Raw genomic sequence first — 14880 nt, 5'->3', positions numbered from 1 at the left:
GGCCGTCCGCCGCAGGCCCCCCGCACCCCCCGGAAGAACCGTGTCCGCCCCTGATGTGATCGTCTCCTTGATCGTCGCGCTTCTGCTGCTCCAGACCGCCGTGCGCCTGCCCGGCGCCGTGCGCGGCCGACGCCGCGGGCGCTCCCTATGGGGCGCCTTCACCGCCTTCGCCCTCTCCTGGTGGCTTCGCACCGACCTCGGCCGGGCCGTCATCGATCCACTGGGCGTCAACGACCTGCCCACCCTCCTCAAGCACTCCTTGGCGATCGTCGGCACCTGCGTGCTGCTGACCTACGTCACCGGCGTCTACGCGGACGAGGACGCAACCGCCCGCCACATCAAGATCACGGCTCTCGTGCACCGCGTCGCGGCACGTGCCTCGCTCGCCACCGTGGTATGCCTGGCGCTGGTGTTCTTCCTCGCCCTGGACCGGACCAAGACCGCAGCCGACAGCCCGTACTTCATGGGCCGACATGCCGGCGAGCCGGGACTCGCGCTCTACATGGGGCTGCTCTATCTGTACACCGCCGGCGCCGCGCTGGTGTGCGGATACCAATGGGGCCGGGCATCGCGGCACGCCCGTCGGTGGCCCCTGCGCGTCGGCCTGACGATGATGACCGCGGGCATGGCCCTCATGGTGGTGTACGCCGCCCTGCGCACCGCGTTCCTGGTTCCCACCGCGCTCCATCCGCTCTCCGCGCAGGCGCTCGCCGACCAGGAGCACATCACCGACACGGTGCTGTACGGGGGCTTCTTGCTGTGGCTGCTCGGCTCGGTCACCCCTGCAGTTCATGCCGTACAAGCACGGCTCCGGAGCACAAGAGCCGTCATCGGGCTCCACCCGCTCTGGCGCGACCTGGTTCTCGCTGTGGACGGAATCGCTCTCTACCAGCCGAGCAATCTGTTCAACGGCCACCGGGCTGCCGGTCCTCTCAACGCGATTCGGGACGTGCTGTCGCACGACGCCACCCCGCAGGTCCGCCTCGGCCGCTACGTCACCGAGATCCGCGACGCTACCCACGAACTGCGGCGGCGCGCGCCCGCCGACCTCTACGCGCGCGCCGTCCAGCTCGCCAAGGCAGAGGGCCGCCAAGGTTCAGACGCCGACGCCACGGCCGAGGCGTACTGGCTCAAGGCTGCACTCGGAGCTGCCGACCGACCGGCCGGGGCGCCAGCCGCCTTTCACACGGCCGGCGACGACTTCGCCACGGAGATCCCCTGGCTGCTGCGCGTCGCCGAGTCCTACCGCACCGCCAGCCCTGCGAGCACCACCCGCCTCCTGAGCTCCTCCGAAACGCCGGCCCTCGCCCACACCACCAGGATCTGAACATGAACGCTTCCCCCCTCTCGCTGACCGCCTCCGCTGCGGCGCTGTTCTCCAACGCCGACGGTGACGTCCTCATCGTCAACCCGACCTACAAGAAATTCTGGAACCTCCCCGGCGGCGCCGTCGACGAGGACGAGACCCCCCACGAGGCAGTCGCACGCGAGGTGCGCGAGGAGCTCGGCATCACCCCACCCGTCGACCGCCTTCTGGTCCACGCCTGGGTCAGCGTTCCCGGCCGAGGAGCGCAGGTTCTGTACGTCTTCGACGGCGGCGTCCTCAGCCCGGAGGACCAGGCCGCGATCACGCTGCAGGAGGAGGAGTTGAGCGAGTACCGCTTCTGCCAGCCGGACAGCATGGAGGACGGACTGGTCCCTCCACACCTGACCGACGTCTGGCAGGCCGCCCTCGCCGCCCGCTCCGACCAGCACCCGCGAGTGCTCACGGTGCGCCTGTAAGAAGCGCAGAGGACCCGGCTCGAGGAAGTCCTCTCGGGCCGGGCTCAGCGTCTGCCACGCTGTTACTGCTGGGCAGGCCGCCCGGGCCCGCCCTGGGCTTCGGACCGGGCCTTGTCGACCTCGTGGAGGATGAAGTCCAGCAGGTCCGCCGACAGCCCCTTCTCGTCACCGCCGCGGGCGGCGATCGCGGAGATCTGCCCCCTGAGCAGCATCGTCCCACCGATGATCCGCTGCACGTCTGCGTCCTGCGACCAGATCAACGGTGTCGTGTCCAGCGCCTCCGCGAGTGCGTCCAGCACATCGTCCTGCGCGCTACTCACCTCGCCGGTCCGCAGGTGCCGCACCAAGTCCTCGGTGAGGACCTCGCGGCCCGTACGGTCGTTGCCGAGGGCCGCAAGCTGTGCGTCCGAGGGCGGGATCGGCAACCGCTCCAGCAGATACGTGATCTTCTCCGCCAGAGTCTCCGGAAGCCCCTCATCGCCGCGCTGGAGCCGCGGCTCCTGCCCCTCGACCCCGGGGGCAGCCTCGCCGGGCTCGGGCACGTCGATACCGAAGGATCGGTCTTGCGCACGCCGCAGGGCTTCGACGCTCACGCCGTATGCTTCCGCCAGCTTCGGCTCGTACTCCTCCGCCAGGCGTCGCTGCGCGTTCTCCGCTGCAGCCACCGGGCCAGCGGTACTCGTTCCGGTCAGCTCCTTGGTGGCCGCCTGTGTATACCCGGCGTCAGCCCGCAGGTCAGCAAGATCAGGACGCCCGTTACGGGGAAACAGGTCGTCGAGGTCACGGTTGAGAGCTTCGGCCAGGCGGGGCAGTTTCTCCGGGTCGGGGACGGAGCGTCCCGTCTCCCAGGCGCTGACCCGAGCACCGCTGACCCCCACATGGCTCGCCACGTCGGTCTGCTTGAAGCCACCCTCCCTCCGGGCGAGCAGCACACGGTTGGGGTCGAACCGGCGAGCCGGCATCCCACACGTCCTTCCTGATCCGATCTGGGCCCGTCGACACAGCCACCCACTTGACCGATGAGCCAAACGAGGATACTTTCGTTCCATCGATCGGGGTAGCTAGTCAGCGTACCTCGGTTCAAGCCGTCGTGCCCAGAGGAGATAAAACGTCCCTGCGGCACCCGAGTCCCGGAGTCCCTGCGTGCCTTCCGTCGTCCGCCCCCCTACGCCGGTCATCACACCGTGCGTGGGAGCGGTTCGCTTCTGTGTCGGCACAGATGTCCCGCACGGCGCGCGACAGCTACGGGGCACAGTGAAGCCCGTCGCCGAGCGCGTCGAGGCGATCAACCTGCTGCCTGTGTCAGGGCCGTCCGCCAACATCCGTAAGCACAGGTGCCGCCGCCCTCCGTTGCGACTTGTAGAGAGTCCTTTAGCAAGGTCTGGATCTTGCCGCAGGGCCTGCATATGTTCGTCGTCCCTCGCCGGGCACCCCGCCCGGCGGAAGACGACGATAGGAGCCGTATGCGGAACGCGCGATCCACTCGGGTGAGATAGCCCCGAACACAGCGACGGCGCCCATGGAGCGGTAACTCCCGGACGCCGAACGCCAAATGGCACTCCTGCCCCGGCAAGGGCGGAGATTTACCCACCTTCACCGCACCGGTCCTTTCCTACGAGGCACACCGGCGCGGGTTTCACTACGGAGGAGAGTCTTCCATGCCGCCTGCCCTGCGCAAAAGGCCGGTCTTCCTGGCCAGCGCGGCAGCGATCCTCGCTTACCCGTCCACCAGCCTGCCCCCGCACCAGCCGATCGGCGCCATCGTGTCGGAGCCTGCAGCCGGCGCACGCCGCGATGCGGCGGTGCCCCGATGAGCCGGGCCGCCCGCGAGTGGGCGTGGGACGACAGCACCAGCCGCGGGAACGCCCGCCTGGTCCTGCTGTCGATCGCCGACCGGATCCCCGACGAGCAGTGCGTCGCCTGGGCATCCCTCGCCTCGCTGATGCGCCGGACGAACGCCAGCCGCAACGCGATACGCGCCGCCATCACCGCGCTGATGAAGGCCGGCGAGCTGGAGGTGCTCGACGACTACGACGGCCCGCAGCACAGCACGGTCTACCGGCTGCCGCGCGCCGCCGCCTGGCTCGCCAAGGTCGCAGCGGCCCAGGAGGACGACCCGGACGCGTACGTCGAGCCGCTGACGGACGCCGACCCGGTACCGGAGCTGGACGGTGAGCGGCTGCGAAGGCACGGCATCTGGCCGAAGGCGGGGGCAGAATCCGACCCCCCTCGTCAGGATCTGACCGGTTCAGAATCTGCACCCCCTCGTCAGAACCTGACCCCTCCCCGGGTCAGAATCCGACCCCCCTCCGGGTCTGAACCTGACCCCCAGAACCGTAGTGAACCGAAGGTTAACCGTAGGTACAGCAGCAGTAGTGCGGCCGGCCTCACCTCCGCTGCCGACTGGCAGGTCGACGACGCGAGCCTGTCCTGGGCCCAGCAGCAGGGACACCTCGCCCGCCTCGGCGAGCACGGCCTGCAGGCCGCCGACGCGAAGTGGCGTCACCACCGCGCCTCCTGGAGCCCCCGCTCGACCGCGGCCTGGGCTGCCGACTGGCGGTCCTGGATCGCCCGCGAGCACAGCCCCACGCCCCAGCGCCCGAACCTCTACGCCCTGCCCGGCGGCAGCCCCGCCCCGCAGGCCGGCATGACCAAAGCCGACCTGCACATGGCCGCCCTGCTCGCCGCCGTCGACGAACCGACTGGAACGGAGTAACTACCTTGGACCGCCGCGAAGTTGCTGCCGTGCTCACCTACGTCGGCCGCCTGGACCCGCGCACTATCCGCACCGACGCGGGCGAGGCCCGCGACCAACTCGCCATGTGGCACGAGCTGCTCGGCGACGTCCCCATGACCACCGGTCAGGGCTGGGACGTCCGCGAGATCGTCCGCAAGCGCATCGTGAGTTCGCCGTACCCGATCCTTCCGGCCGACGTGGCCCGCGAATGGCACGCGCACCGCCGCGAGTGTCTGGCCCGGCACACCGACCCCACTCCGATGGCCGACCCGGACAATCCACAGGCGTGGCGAGCGGAGCTGCTGGCGGCGCGGAATGCCGTGGCTGCCGGGCAGGCCGCCCCCTCGGCACACCGCGGGATCACCGCCGGGCGACACCGGCCGGGCCTGAAGGACCAGCTGGCCGCCGTCGGCTCGTACATCCCGCCCGCCGTCCGCGCCGAGCTGGCCCCGTACCGTCCGGCCCGCGCCGCACGCGAAGCCGCCATCGCCGCCGGGGGCGCCGACGTGCTCGCCGTGTGAGTGGTGCCACGCCGTCGAGGGTGAGCCGTGCCGCCGCCGGCGGATCACCCTCGACGGCACCGCCCGGGGCAACGCCCCGCGCGCCATCGCCCACCCCGGCCGCATCGACCGCGCCCTCGCTGCGCAGGCCCAGGCATCCGCCGCCTGACCGCAGCCCGCTTCTCCACTGAAACGTTCCGCCTTGCGTACGGCCCGCCGCCGTACCCCGAGCCCGCCTCGCAGCGCCCCGCCGCACCCCAGCCACCACCGGTGCCGAGCGCCCCGCGCCCCGAGGCGACTTCCGGAGACTGCCTTGCGCCACATCACCACCAACGACACCCCGACCCCGACCATCCGGGGCATCGCCGACCACAGCTGGCAGGCCGCTGCCCTGTGCCACAACATGCCGGCCAAGGACATCGACGAGCTGTTCTTCCACGCGGCCCGCGACCGCGCAGCCATCGACGAGGCCAAGTCGATCTGCGGCCGGTGCCCGGTGAAGAAGGCGTGCTTCGACTACGCCCTCGACAACGAGATCCGCCACGGCATGTGGGGCGGGCTCACCGAGGACGAGCGCCGCCCTTGGCACGCCAAGGTCAAGAAGCGCCTGGACTACAGCCGGGTGAAGGCGGCCTTCGAAGGCCGCGACGTCCACCTCAGCGACGCCGAGCGGGACGCCGTCACCCGCCACGCCTACGTCCGCGGCTGGAGCCCCGAGCGGCTCGCCCACAAGCTGCGCCTCGACCTGGACTGGGCGCGCGACCTGATGCGCAACGCAGCACACGCTGTCGCCGACCGCGACCGCTACTGGGACCAGGTCGACGAGAGCGACCCGATCGACGACGAGGCCGCCGAGGACGAAGACGTCGCCTCGCCGGTGCAGGTGCCCCGCCAGGTGCAGACCCACTCCCTGATCGCCGCCCTCCGAAAGGCCGCATGACTCACCCCATCGCCATGTCACTTCCCTTCGGCATCGAGCCCGTGTACGCGGTCGCAGCTGTCGGGGTGCTCGCACTGGTACTGGCCGCATGGTCGATCCAACGCAACCGGACCCGGGCAGGAGCCCTGCGCGCCGGCACCCCCGCGGTCTGGGTCGCTGCCCTCGCCGCGCTCGGCTGCACCGCGTACAGCGCCGAGACCAGCTGGTTCTTCGCCGCTGACTACCTCGGCATGACCGACACGGTGCAACGGGCTGCCTTCTTCTCCACCGCCGAACTGGCGCTCTTCGCGAACGCGCTGCTGGCCCGCCAGAACCTGCGCAACCAGGGCGCACCCGGCGTGCCCGGCACCCTGGTCTGGGTGCTGACCGGGGTGCAGATCATCCCGGCATACGCCGAGTCCGGGCCGGTGGGCGGCACCGTACGCGCCATCGTCGGCCCGGTCATGGCGGCCATGCTCTGGCATCTGGCCATGGGCATCGAACTGCGCCTGCACAAGCCGGACGCCGCCTCCCAGGGGCTCCTGGCCACGCTCGGACGCGAAGCACGGGAACGACTCCTGTCACGCCTGGGCGTCGCCACGCGAAACCGCGACGCCGCCCATATCACCAGGGACCGCGCCACGGAACGGGCAGGGGCCCTCGCCTCCCAGCTGGCCAAGATGTCCGAGAAGGAGCGCAGGGGGCGCTCCGGGCGCCGGGTCGAACGGCGACTCGAGAAAGCCCTCGCACGATCCGGAGTCGGCACCGACCCGCACCAGCGCCGTGCGCTGCTGGAGCAGCTGGCCGCCCGCCGGCACGCCACAGCCCTCGCCACCGTGATCCTGCCGTCCCCGTGGACCCGACCCGAATGGGAGCAGGACGGTCCCCGTGGGGACCGGTCCCCTCTCGCACCGTCCCCCGTGATCCGAGCGGCGACCGAGGCGCAGGCGTCCCCGTCCCCGGCGAGCACGGCCCCGAAAGCCGGTCCCCGAAACACCACGCTCACCGGGGACGGCGCTGCCGAGGACAGGACCGAATCGGGGACGGGGACCGCGCCCGACGGGGACGGTCCCCACACCGTCCCCCATAACAACGGGGACCGCGTCGAGGAGCACGGCTCGAGCCTGTCCAACGAGGAGGAAGAGGCGACTGCGGAAGACGTCGTCCTGATCCCCGGGACCGGTGAGGCCGGCGACAGCGCGAGCGGCGGAGGCCACGACATGGCCGCTACGCAGGGCACCGTCCCCTTCCCGGCGGCCGTCCCCGAATCCGACGAGCACCGGGAACACCCGGACACCGAATCGGGGACCGAGCCCCACGGGGACCGTCCCCACACCGTTCCCGACGACAACGGGGACGGCGAACACCCCGACCCCGAAACGGGGACCGAGCCCCACGGGGACCGTCCCCACACCGTCCCCGTGCGGCGGAAGCCGAAGGCGAAGCCGCACCGGAGCCGGCCGGGGACCGGAAAGTCCAAACGCGCGCGACGGCACCCGCAGCTGAGCGTCGAGGAGCGGGTCGAGATCGTCCGTCCCCATGTCCCCGAAAAGCTGGAGCGCGACGGCAACGCCTCCATCACCCGGCCCCAGCTACGGGAGATCTATCGCGAGCTGGGGCTCCCGGGCGGCCGGAACGAGAGCCTGACGCCCGTCCTGGAACGGCTGCGCGCCGAGGCAGTCACCACCACGACAAGGAGTACGACCCGATGAAGACCTGCCACAGGTTCGCCACCATCAAGGCCGACTTCGAGCGGGACGTCAGCTTCCTGTGTGGCCACGCCGAGCGCCACCGGGGATCGGCGCCGGCGAAGACCAGCGCGAAGCACGCGGTCTCGGTGAAGCGGAACATGGCGCGAGCCTTGAACGCCCACCTCGAACGTTGCCCCGAGTGCGGCTGACACCTGCAAAGAAGCAGGTCACGCGCCTAGTCCCGCATTCCCTCTGGTGGCCCGGTCCCGGTCGGGCCACCTCTCCGGCGAGGAGAGATCGTCATTCCTGCCCGCCACCCGCGTACGCACGCCCCGTCGACCGCCGAAGCCGGCGCCTGGGCAGAGGTGCTCGTGCACCGCCGGCTGCTGCACGCAGCCGTACTGGCCCCGAACGGCCAATGGCTGGTCCAGCACCGTCCCGAATCGCCCGTCCGCGTCCTCGCCGGCCCGGCCGCCATGGTCGAACTCGCCGCCGAGATCCAGCACCGCATCCGCACCACCAGAAACCACACCCGATGACGAATCCGACGACACCCCCCACTCCCGCGCGCAGTGAGCCGGACACCAACTCGGCCTCGGCGCGAGCAAGATGGAGGTTCGGACACTCCCCCGCGGGGGGAGTGTCCGAACCAGACCCCGCCCCAGGGGTGGCGGGGCCCGTCCAGCGCCAGGGGGCGCCGGACGGGAAGGCTGCGACCGAGGGCGGATCGCAGCCGAGGCCCACCCGTTCCGGGCGGGCCAAGGGGAAGTCGCGCCCGCGCGACAGGAAGCAGCGCCGCGCCCACAGCGTCCGCCTCAACGAAACCGAGCACGCTCTCATCCAAGGGGCTGCAGACGCCGTCGGCATGAGCACGGCGGGCTTCCTCGCGTACTCCGGCCTGGCCATGTCCCGCGATCAGTCGCGCACCGCCGTGGCCATTGCCACCGAACGCGATGTGCTCACTGAGCTGTTCGCCGCGCGCCGGCAGCTCGGCTGGGCCGGCAGCAATCTCAACCAGGTCGCCAAGGCCCTCAACACTGGTGGCGAGGTACCTCACCTGGCGGCGGTCATCGCCGACATTCAGCGCGCGGCCAAGTCTGTCCAGGCCGCCGCTGACCGGGTCGCCAACCGGCAAGCAGGCGAGGCGGCTTGATCCCCCAGGTCCACAAACAGGGCAGCGACACTTACGGGCTGCTCAAGTACCTATACGGCAAGGGCACACACGAGGAGCACATCGACCCCCACCTGGTCGCCTCCTTCGACGGTATGGCCCCCGACCCCGGCCGTGACCCGGGCGCGACGAAGCGGGACCTCCAGCAACTCCTCGACCAGCCCTTGCAGCTCCTCGCCCCCGACCAGCGCCCCGAGAAGCACGTGTGGCATCTGTCCGTACGAAACGCCGTCGAGGACCGCATCCTGTCCGACGACGAGTGGGGGCAGATCGCGCGCCGCATGGTGGCCGCGACCGGCATCGACCCGGGCGACGGTGCGGGCTGCCGCTGGGCGGCCGTCCGGCACGCCGATGACCACATCCACATCATCGCGACCCTCGTCCGCGAGGACGGCCGCCGTCCCAACCACCACCGCTCCGGCAAACGCGCCCAGGCCGAGGCCCGGCTCCTTGAGGTCGAATACGACTTGCAGCGAGTCAACCCTGGGGACGGCACCGCCGCGAAGAGGCCCACCAGCGCCGAACGCCACAAGGCCGAACGCCAGGGCCGGGAGCGGACTGCTCGTGAGGAGCTGCGCGAGACGGTGCGCCGCGCCGTCGCCGGCGTGCAAAGCGAAGGAGAGTTCTTCGACCGCCTGACCGCTGCCGGCCTCCTGGTCCAAAAGCGCGTCGCGCCCTCCGGCGATCTCCTCGGCTACAAGGTCGCTCTCACCGACGACCTCAACAAGGACGGCGAGCCGGTGTTCTACCCCGGCTCGAAACTCGCCCCTGACCTCTCCCTGCCCCGTATCCGCGAACGCTGGTCCGGTAACGCTGCTGGCCACGAGCCCGACACGGATCGTTCGGCTGGTGCGGCGCGCGTCACTCCCTCGACCGCACGTCGCCAGGCGACGTCGGCGTCCTGGCAGGCCGTACTCATCATCGATCAGGGCGACGACGGTCAGATCGCCGCGTTGATCGCCGCGGGCGGCGAGATGCTCGACGCGCTCGCCAAGACCTCGGCCGCACACACCCGCCGTGAACTGCGAGATGCCGCCTGGGCGTTCGAGCGGGCCTCGCGCTCCCACATCCGGGCCGAGCGGGGCCACGACCGCGCCCTGCGGCAGGCTGCCCGCAACCTCGTTCACGGTGGGCCCGCGCTCGGCCGCGGAGAGGACGGCGCCACCACCGCCATGTTGATCGACATGGCGATCTTCTTCGTCCTCGCCGCCGCCCACTGGCACGGGAAGAAGGAGCACGCCCAGCAGGCCGCTGCTGCCCGCCAGGCCGCCGAGCATCTGCGCGCCGCCTACCAGGCCGCCGCACCGATGTACCTGGGTCCCATGTACCAGCGAGGGCGAAACCTGTCCCAGCCCCTACAGCGCAAGCAGACCGCCTACCTTCGCAGGGCGGTGCCGGAGCTGGCCGAGCAGGTCCTCGCCGAGCCGGGCTGGTACGCCCTGGCCGCCACGCTCGCCGACGTCGAGCGCGCCGGGCACGATCCGGCCGCGCTCCTGGCCGAGGCCGCCGAGCGACGGGAGCTGGACACCGCCGACTCGGTCAGCGAAGTCCTCGTGTGGAGGCTGCGGCGCATGGCCGATCTGCCCGCCGACGCGTCCACCGAGCCCGAGCACACCACCACCGCGCCCACCGCCACCCGCGGTCCCGCGAAGCATCCGGCGCACCGAAAGGAGCGTTCGGCCAAGTCCCGCTGAATTCAACATTCTTAGAGTTGCAGCAGGTCAGGGGCTTGCGGCACTCTCCTCGTGCAGGCGAGACGACAGAGATGGAGACGGCATGTTCCGACGCAACCGTGCGGACCGCGAGTTCCGTGAAGCCCAGCGCGCCGGCCAGGCGGTGCTGGCGATGCACACCGAGTGGCCGGAGGCCCCCGCCCCGGTCACTGCGCCGGCCCCGGCCGCGCCGGCCGACACCATGGTGGCCCCCGACTTCCTGCCGCCGGACTTCCGGCCGGTGACCCGCCAGGACGTCGAGGGCTTCATGATGCGCTGGGACCTGCCGCTCGTCATCGACGGCGAAGTCCACGCCTGCCACTGCGGTGCGTACCGGAACTGGATCGTCTTCAACATGCGCGACGACTCGGTGTGGCTGCGCTGCGAGGCCGGCCACGCGACCGAGGAGCCCCGGCTCGACACCGCCTGGTACAACCGCAACTCCCTGCCGGTCGACGCGTTCCACCCCACCCTCGAAGACGGCCTGCGCCACCTCGGCCGCTGAGATCGCGAAACCCCTTCCCTCACCCCTGCGTTCGTCGGCACCCGGAGGGCCGACCCGGTCAGACCATCCGCCTCGCATCACCAAAGGGGTTTCACGTATGCGCCGCTCCACCACGACCACCCTCGCTCTGAGCGCCGTCGTCGCGGTCCTCGCCCTGACCGGCTGCGCGGGCCACGCCGAGCCCGTCGGCGCCTCGGCCGCCTCCTCCGCACCCGCGCAACGTGGCGGCAGCACGCCCTTGGCACCCGCTCCTCTGTCCTCGGCCCAGCTGAGCCAGCGGCTGCTGACCGAGAGCGACCTGGGCGAGGGCTACACCCGCAAGCCCGAGGCCCCGCGCCGCAACGACGACGTCACCGTCATCGGCTGCCCGGCGCTGGAGAAGCTCGGCAGCGACTCGGCCACCGGCGCCAGCCTCGACTTCCGCCGCAAGGCGAAGGCGTCCTTCACGTACACCGGTAGCAGCAGCTCCGAGGTGGGCGAGGAGCTGTACAGCGACAGCCCGGCGAAGCTGTCCAAGGGCATCTCGAAGGTCTGCGACGCGATGCTCTCCTGCCCCTCGTACCAGGTGGCGTCGGGCAGCACCGTCGTCGACATGGGCACCGAGAAGTCGACCGCGCCGGACCTCGGCGACGAGCAGTGGAGCCAGCTGCTCACCTTCTCCGCCGGCGGGCAGCGCAGCGTCGTCAAGCAGACGGCGATCCGCACCGGCAACATCCTGGTGATCGTCTCCGGCTCGCCGGGCCTCGTGGATACCCACCTGGACAAGGCGCTCACCAAGGCGCGCACCGCACGCTGATCCGCTCCGCCGCCTGCCCCGGTGTCCCGGACCTGTCGACCCGGCAGGCCCGGGACACCGGGGTTTCGCCGTATCGGCGGATCAGCCGTCGAGGTGGTGTTCACCTGACCCGTGACACGCTGTCGATCCTTTGTACGACCTCGAACTTGGTTCCAGGGCGCCGACCGGTGCACTGATGCCGGAAACGACAAAGGCCCGGTGATGCCACCCCGTGAAAGGGAGCGGCACCACCGGGCCTGATTGAAGGGGCATCACCCCGTCGATCACCCGCCTCGGCCAGCGGCTACGCGCAGCCCGTCAGCCGCGGCGGACGACGGTGAGCCGGTCCTCCGTGCCCTCGGGCAGCGTGTGCCGCGGTACCGGGCCGGGCGCTGCGAGCGAGGAGGCGAAGGCCGCGACCAGCTCGTGCGGGGCGCTCGCGCTGAAGCTCGCACACCACAGGTACGGTGCCCCGAGCACGGGCTCCGCCCACGCCTGCCACCCGAGGAGGTCATCACGGGGGTCGGCGTCATGGATGAGCGGCGGCAGCATCTCCAGCGAGACGCTCGTGGAGAAGCCCGGGTCAGTGGCGGTCGTACGCGGACGGTCCATGTCGCGCATCCAGCCCCGCGCGGTGAGCGCGGCGAGTACCGACTCGGCGTCCTCGAGCCCTGCATCGGGGGTATCACTGGCGTCGAGCGCGAGCAGGAAGTCGGTGAGCGCCTCGTGCGGTATGCCGGCGGTGAAGTACGCGTTCCACTCGGTCAGGGCCGAGGCAGCGTGCGGGCGCGCCGACATCTGCCAGGCCACCGGGAGGCCGCCCAGCTCGAACGGGTAGGCGGCGAGGATCCACTCGGCGCCCCGCAGGCCGTCGGGGCTCACGTACAGCAGGGAGTTGCGGGAGGTCGGCCACATGCGCCAGCCGAGGTCGGTCAGGGTGTCGCCGATCCGCTCGGCGAGGACACCGTCATCGCCGGCCAGGTGGCGCGGGGTGACCCAGTACGTCGGGTCCGGCGAGATGGGGTGGGTGGGATCGATGGGGTGGTGCGGGTGCAGGGGCGCCTCCGTGGGTTCGTGGGTGAGTCAGTGGCCGTCGGTCGGCCTGGTCGCGCGGCGTCGGCGGCGCGGGGGCGCCTCGGACGACTCCTGCCAGGTCAGAGCGACGGCCACGGCGGGCGGCAGGGGGAACTGCTCGGCCTTTGGCGACTCGGCGATGTAGACCATCGGCCGACCGTGCTCGTCCACCGACGTCTCCATGCCGCCCAGACGGTGGGCCATGGGGAAGAACGGGTTGATGGCGAGGCGGACGGGTGCGTCACGGTCGCAGGCGGACAGCCGGTCGATGAGGTCGCCGACGGTCATCTCGGGCGAGTGCGGGTGCAAGGCGTTCTCCTAGTGGTAGCGGACGAAGCCGCGCGAGCAGGGGCAGGGTACGCGGCGCGCATATATATGGAGGGCGGACGTGCCCGTCACAAGGGGCGAGAAGCGGCCAGGATGCGAGTCACGACGTCGGCGACGATCTCTGCCGGCGTGTCCGTGCCGAAGGCGATCCGGTAGCCGGCAACGTTCGCGGTGCCGGTGACCGCGATCACCCAGCCCTCGGCCGTTACCCAGTCCTCGTCGGCGCCGCCGGGCCGGACGTTCGGGAAGTAGCCGAGGTAGAACCGGCCGTCGCGCGAGCTGATGTGCACGTCGGCACGGTCGTCGACGATGTGCGTGAAATCGTCGTGCGAGAACTGGTCGATCACGTCCATCGCCTGGCCGGCACCGAGCTTCCAGGAGCGGAGCCGCAGGGCCGCGACCGTGGTGGCGAATCCGGGTTGCGACGCATCCAATGCCACAGCATCACCTCTCTGACCTGGGGTTTTCTGGAAGGTCGTTCAGGTTGACATGCTGTTCCGGCGTCCACCAGTCCTTTGGGCGACTTCCCTGTCTGCCCCCGGCGAACTCGTCCGTTGTCGTCCAGCTCGGCGCCTGGCATCGTCGGTGATCTCGCCGTGCCCCCTGCAAACCGGAGCCTCTGGCGGGGATCGTCCAAGTACTCGGCCATGACCCGAAGGAATGAGCTCCCCCTTCGGCATGCCGCCCATCCTCAGCCAGCCCATATTGTTTTGGTAGGCCCGGCGGATGCGAGACCGCAACCACTATGCAGAGCAGCGCTGGCAACTACAGCGCACCCGCACTGCCAGGCGGCACAGAACAATCGTGCTGCCGCCCCTGAGTGGTCACCACTCCACCGGGCCCCATACGGAACAGCCCGATGGGCACCGGGCACACGGCGATCGCGGTGGAGCGCCCCTCATGAGGTCCCGGTCCGCCACGATGCACCCATTTCCGCGAGCCGCCCTCGAAGTACCCCTCGCTGTTCCTCCAGGTCCTGCGACGCCGGCGAAAGCAGATAGACGTTGTCCCGGTAGAGACGGAACCCGAGGCTCTCCCACCCTCTGGCGATCTTGGCGTTCACTCGGTCCCACTCGGACCTGTCCGTCAGCCGCTGACTGCTGAGGTCGGTAACGCCGGGCGAACACGCAACCGCCCTGCAGCCGACCATGAGCCGGTGGATCACCTCGCAGCCGAGCACGGCCGCCAGCCCCTGCCCGCGCCACGCAGGATCCAGCGTCACCCGGTCCATGACGAGCAGCGCGGAGCCGACGTACTCCAGCAGTTCGCTGACCTCGCTGGTGAACGAGCCTGTCGCGGGGTCGAGCAGGACCTGAGCGGTCTCGTACAGCTCCTCGGACTCCTCCTCCATGGCCCAGTAGGCATTCCGGCCGCGGTCGAGATGCACCCGGTAGAAAGTCATCGACCCGACGGCGACGTCCTCCACCGTGCACGACGGGCAATCCTCGATGACGCAGTCGCGGCTCGGCGCCGGGTCCTGGCCGCTGTCATGCGTACGCCGCCGGTGCAGCACGGCCACGTTCCACCGCTCCAGCGTGTCCGCCTGTGGGGTGTCCCAGAGTTCGTCGTCGTAGGAGATGCGCAGGTGCAGTTCGGTGGGGTCTCCGGGCAGCGGGGAGGGCTCATTCACCCCGGAAGGCTAACTGTGCCGGGGCCAGGAGATCGGCGCCACTGCCGCGGTCGCGAT

The 14880-nt window shown here is 70.7% G+C and carries 16 protein-coding genes and 1 pseudogene; 12 read left to right on the top strand and 5 right to left on the bottom strand.

The features are described 5' to 3' along the window. Positions 1 to 40 precede the first annotated feature (40 nt). The gene (locus H1D24_RS32160) at positions 41 to 1327 is read left to right on the top strand and encodes an MAB_1171c family putative transporter (protein ID WP_181661233.1); all 1287 of its coding nucleotides are present in this window, start codon (positions 41 to 43) and stop codon (positions 1325 to 1327) included. Positions 1328 to 1329: 2 nt separating this feature from the next. After that, a complete protein-coding gene (locus H1D24_RS32155) occupies positions 1330 to 1782 on the top strand; it encodes an NUDIX domain-containing protein (protein WP_181661232.1) in 453 nt (150 codons plus the stop codon). Positions 1783 to 1844: 62 nt separating this feature from the next. On the opposite strand, the gene H1D24_RS32150 is transcribed toward H1D24_RS32155, so the two are convergent. Further along, complete coding sequence (locus H1D24_RS32150) at positions 1845 to 2744, bottom strand: helix-turn-helix transcriptional regulator (protein WP_181661231.1); 900 nt, start codon at positions 2742 to 2744, stop codon at positions 1845 to 1847. Between the two features lie 848 nt (positions 2745 to 3592). Here H1D24_RS32150 and H1D24_RS32145 point away from each other — a divergent pair. The 10 genes and pseudogenes from H1D24_RS32145 to H1D24_RS32100 all read left to right on the top strand — a co-directional run bounded on the left by H1D24_RS32145 (position 3593) and on the right by H1D24_RS32100 (position 11813). Then, the gene (locus H1D24_RS32145) at positions 3593 to 4498 is read left to right on the top strand and encodes a helix-turn-helix domain-containing protein (RefSeq protein ID WP_181661230.1); all 906 of its coding nucleotides are present in this window, start codon (positions 3593 to 3595) and stop codon (positions 4496 to 4498) included. A gap of 5 nt (positions 4499 to 4503) precedes the next feature. Further along, positions 4504 to 5188 (top strand): annotated as a pseudogene (locus H1D24_RS32140) (zinc finger domain-containing protein). Between the two features lie 144 nt (positions 5189 to 5332). Beyond that, positions 5333 to 5959: a WhiB family transcriptional regulator gene (locus H1D24_RS32135; RefSeq protein ID WP_181661229.1), complete on the top strand. Its 627-nt coding sequence runs from the start codon at positions 5333 to 5335 to the stop codon at positions 5957 to 5959. Further along, complete coding sequence (locus H1D24_RS32130) at positions 5956 to 7650, top strand: hypothetical protein (RefSeq protein ID WP_181661228.1); 1695 nt, start codon at positions 5956 to 5958, stop codon at positions 7648 to 7650. The genes H1D24_RS32135 and H1D24_RS32130 overlap by 4 nt, the downstream gene beginning before the upstream one ends. Next, the gene (locus H1D24_RS32125) at positions 7647 to 7838 is read left to right on the top strand and encodes a hypothetical protein (protein ID WP_181661227.1); all 192 of its coding nucleotides are present in this window, start codon (positions 7647 to 7649) and stop codon (positions 7836 to 7838) included. Before H1D24_RS32130 ends, H1D24_RS32125 begins: the two co-directional genes overlap by 4 nt. Before the next feature lie 162 nt (positions 7839 to 8000). Next, positions 8001 to 8168 (top strand): hypothetical protein, encoded by a 168-nt coding sequence (locus H1D24_RS42860; RefSeq protein WP_258564462.1) that lies wholly within the window; start codon positions 8001 to 8003, stop codon positions 8166 to 8168. Beyond that, complete coding sequence (locus H1D24_RS44185) at positions 8165 to 8782, top strand: plasmid mobilization protein (protein ID WP_220137472.1); 618 nt, start codon at positions 8165 to 8167, stop codon at positions 8780 to 8782. Before H1D24_RS42860 ends, H1D24_RS44185 begins: the two co-directional genes overlap by 4 nt. Beyond that, complete coding sequence (locus tag H1D24_RS32110; RefSeq protein WP_181661226.1) at positions 8779 to 10494, top strand: relaxase/mobilization nuclease domain-containing protein; 1716 nt, start codon at positions 8779 to 8781, stop codon at positions 10492 to 10494. Before H1D24_RS44185 ends, H1D24_RS32110 begins: the two co-directional genes overlap by 4 nt. Before the next feature lie 82 nt (positions 10495 to 10576). After that, positions 10577 to 11017, top strand: coding sequence for a hypothetical protein (locus H1D24_RS32105; RefSeq protein WP_181661225.1), 441 nt, complete (start codon positions 10577 to 10579; stop codon positions 11015 to 11017). A gap of 97 nt (positions 11018 to 11114) precedes the next feature. Next, a complete protein-coding gene (locus H1D24_RS32100; RefSeq protein WP_181661224.1) occupies positions 11115 to 11813 on the top strand; it encodes a hypothetical protein in 699 nt (232 codons plus the stop codon). Between the two features lie 297 nt (positions 11814 to 12110). On the opposite strand, the gene H1D24_RS32095 is transcribed toward H1D24_RS32100, so the two are convergent. From H1D24_RS32095 to H1D24_RS32080, 4 genes are all read right to left on the bottom strand, one after another. Then, positions 12111 to 12812 (bottom strand): SPDY domain-containing protein, encoded by a 702-nt coding sequence (locus H1D24_RS32095; protein WP_181661251.1) that lies wholly within the window; start codon positions 12810 to 12812, stop codon positions 12111 to 12113. A gap of 63 nt (positions 12813 to 12875) precedes the next feature. Continuing rightward, a complete protein-coding gene (locus H1D24_RS32090; protein WP_181661250.1) occupies positions 12876 to 13154 on the bottom strand; it encodes a hypothetical protein in 279 nt (92 codons plus the stop codon). A 107-nt stretch (positions 13155 to 13261) separates the two neighbouring features. Then, positions 13262 to 13633, bottom strand: a complete 372-nt coding sequence (locus tag H1D24_RS32085; RefSeq protein ID WP_181661223.1) for an SPDY domain-containing protein — start codon at positions 13631 to 13633, stop codon at positions 13262 to 13264. A 458-nt stretch (positions 13634 to 14091) separates the two neighbouring features. Beyond that, positions 14092 to 14823 carry a hypothetical protein gene (locus tag H1D24_RS32080; protein ID WP_181661222.1) on the bottom strand — a complete coding sequence of 244 codons (732 nt, stop codon included), beginning with the start codon at positions 14821 to 14823 and terminating at the stop codon, positions 14092 to 14094. Between the last annotated feature and the right edge of the window lie 57 nt (positions 14824 to 14880).

The organism is Streptomyces himalayensis subsp. himalayensis (genome assembly GCF_013778455.1).
GTDB lineage: Bacteria > Actinomycetota > Actinomycetes > Streptomycetales > Streptomycetaceae > Streptomyces > Streptomyces himalayensis.
This window is presented reverse-complemented; position numbering and strand designations above follow the sequence as displayed.

Bases quoted from the DNA above. Each gene is read 5' to 3' on its own strand.
- H1D24_RS32155 (WP_181661232.1), top strand. From the start codon at position 1,330: ATGAACGCTTCCCCCCTCTCGCTGACCGCCTCCGCTGCGGCGCTGTTC.
- H1D24_RS32150 (WP_181661231.1), bottom strand. From the start codon at position 2,744: ATGCCGGCTCGCCGGTTCGACCCCAACCGTGTGCTGCTCGCCCGGAGG.
- H1D24_RS32145 (WP_181661230.1), top strand. From the start codon at position 3,593: ATGAGCCGGGCCGCCCGCGAGTGGGCGTGGGACGACAGCACCAGCCGC.
- H1D24_RS32130 (WP_181661228.1), top strand. From the start codon at position 5,956: ATGACTCACCCCATCGCCATGTCACTTCCCTTCGGCATCGAGCCCGTG.
- H1D24_RS32125 (WP_181661227.1), top strand. From the start codon at position 7,647: ATGAAGACCTGCCACAGGTTCGCCACCATCAAGGCCGACTTCGAGCGG.
- H1D24_RS44185 (WP_220137472.1), top strand. From the start codon at position 8,165: ATGACGAATCCGACGACACCCCCCACTCCCGCGCGCAGTGAGCCGGAC.
- H1D24_RS32105 (WP_181661225.1), top strand. From the start codon at position 10,577: ATGTTCCGACGCAACCGTGCGGACCGCGAGTTCCGTGAAGCCCAGCGC.
- H1D24_RS32100 (WP_181661224.1), top strand. From the start codon at position 11,115: ATGCGCCGCTCCACCACGACCACCCTCGCTCTGAGCGCCGTCGTCGCG.
- H1D24_RS32090 (WP_181661250.1), bottom strand. From the start codon at position 13,154: ATGACCGTCGGCGACCTCATCGACCGGCTGTCCGCCTGCGACCGTGAC.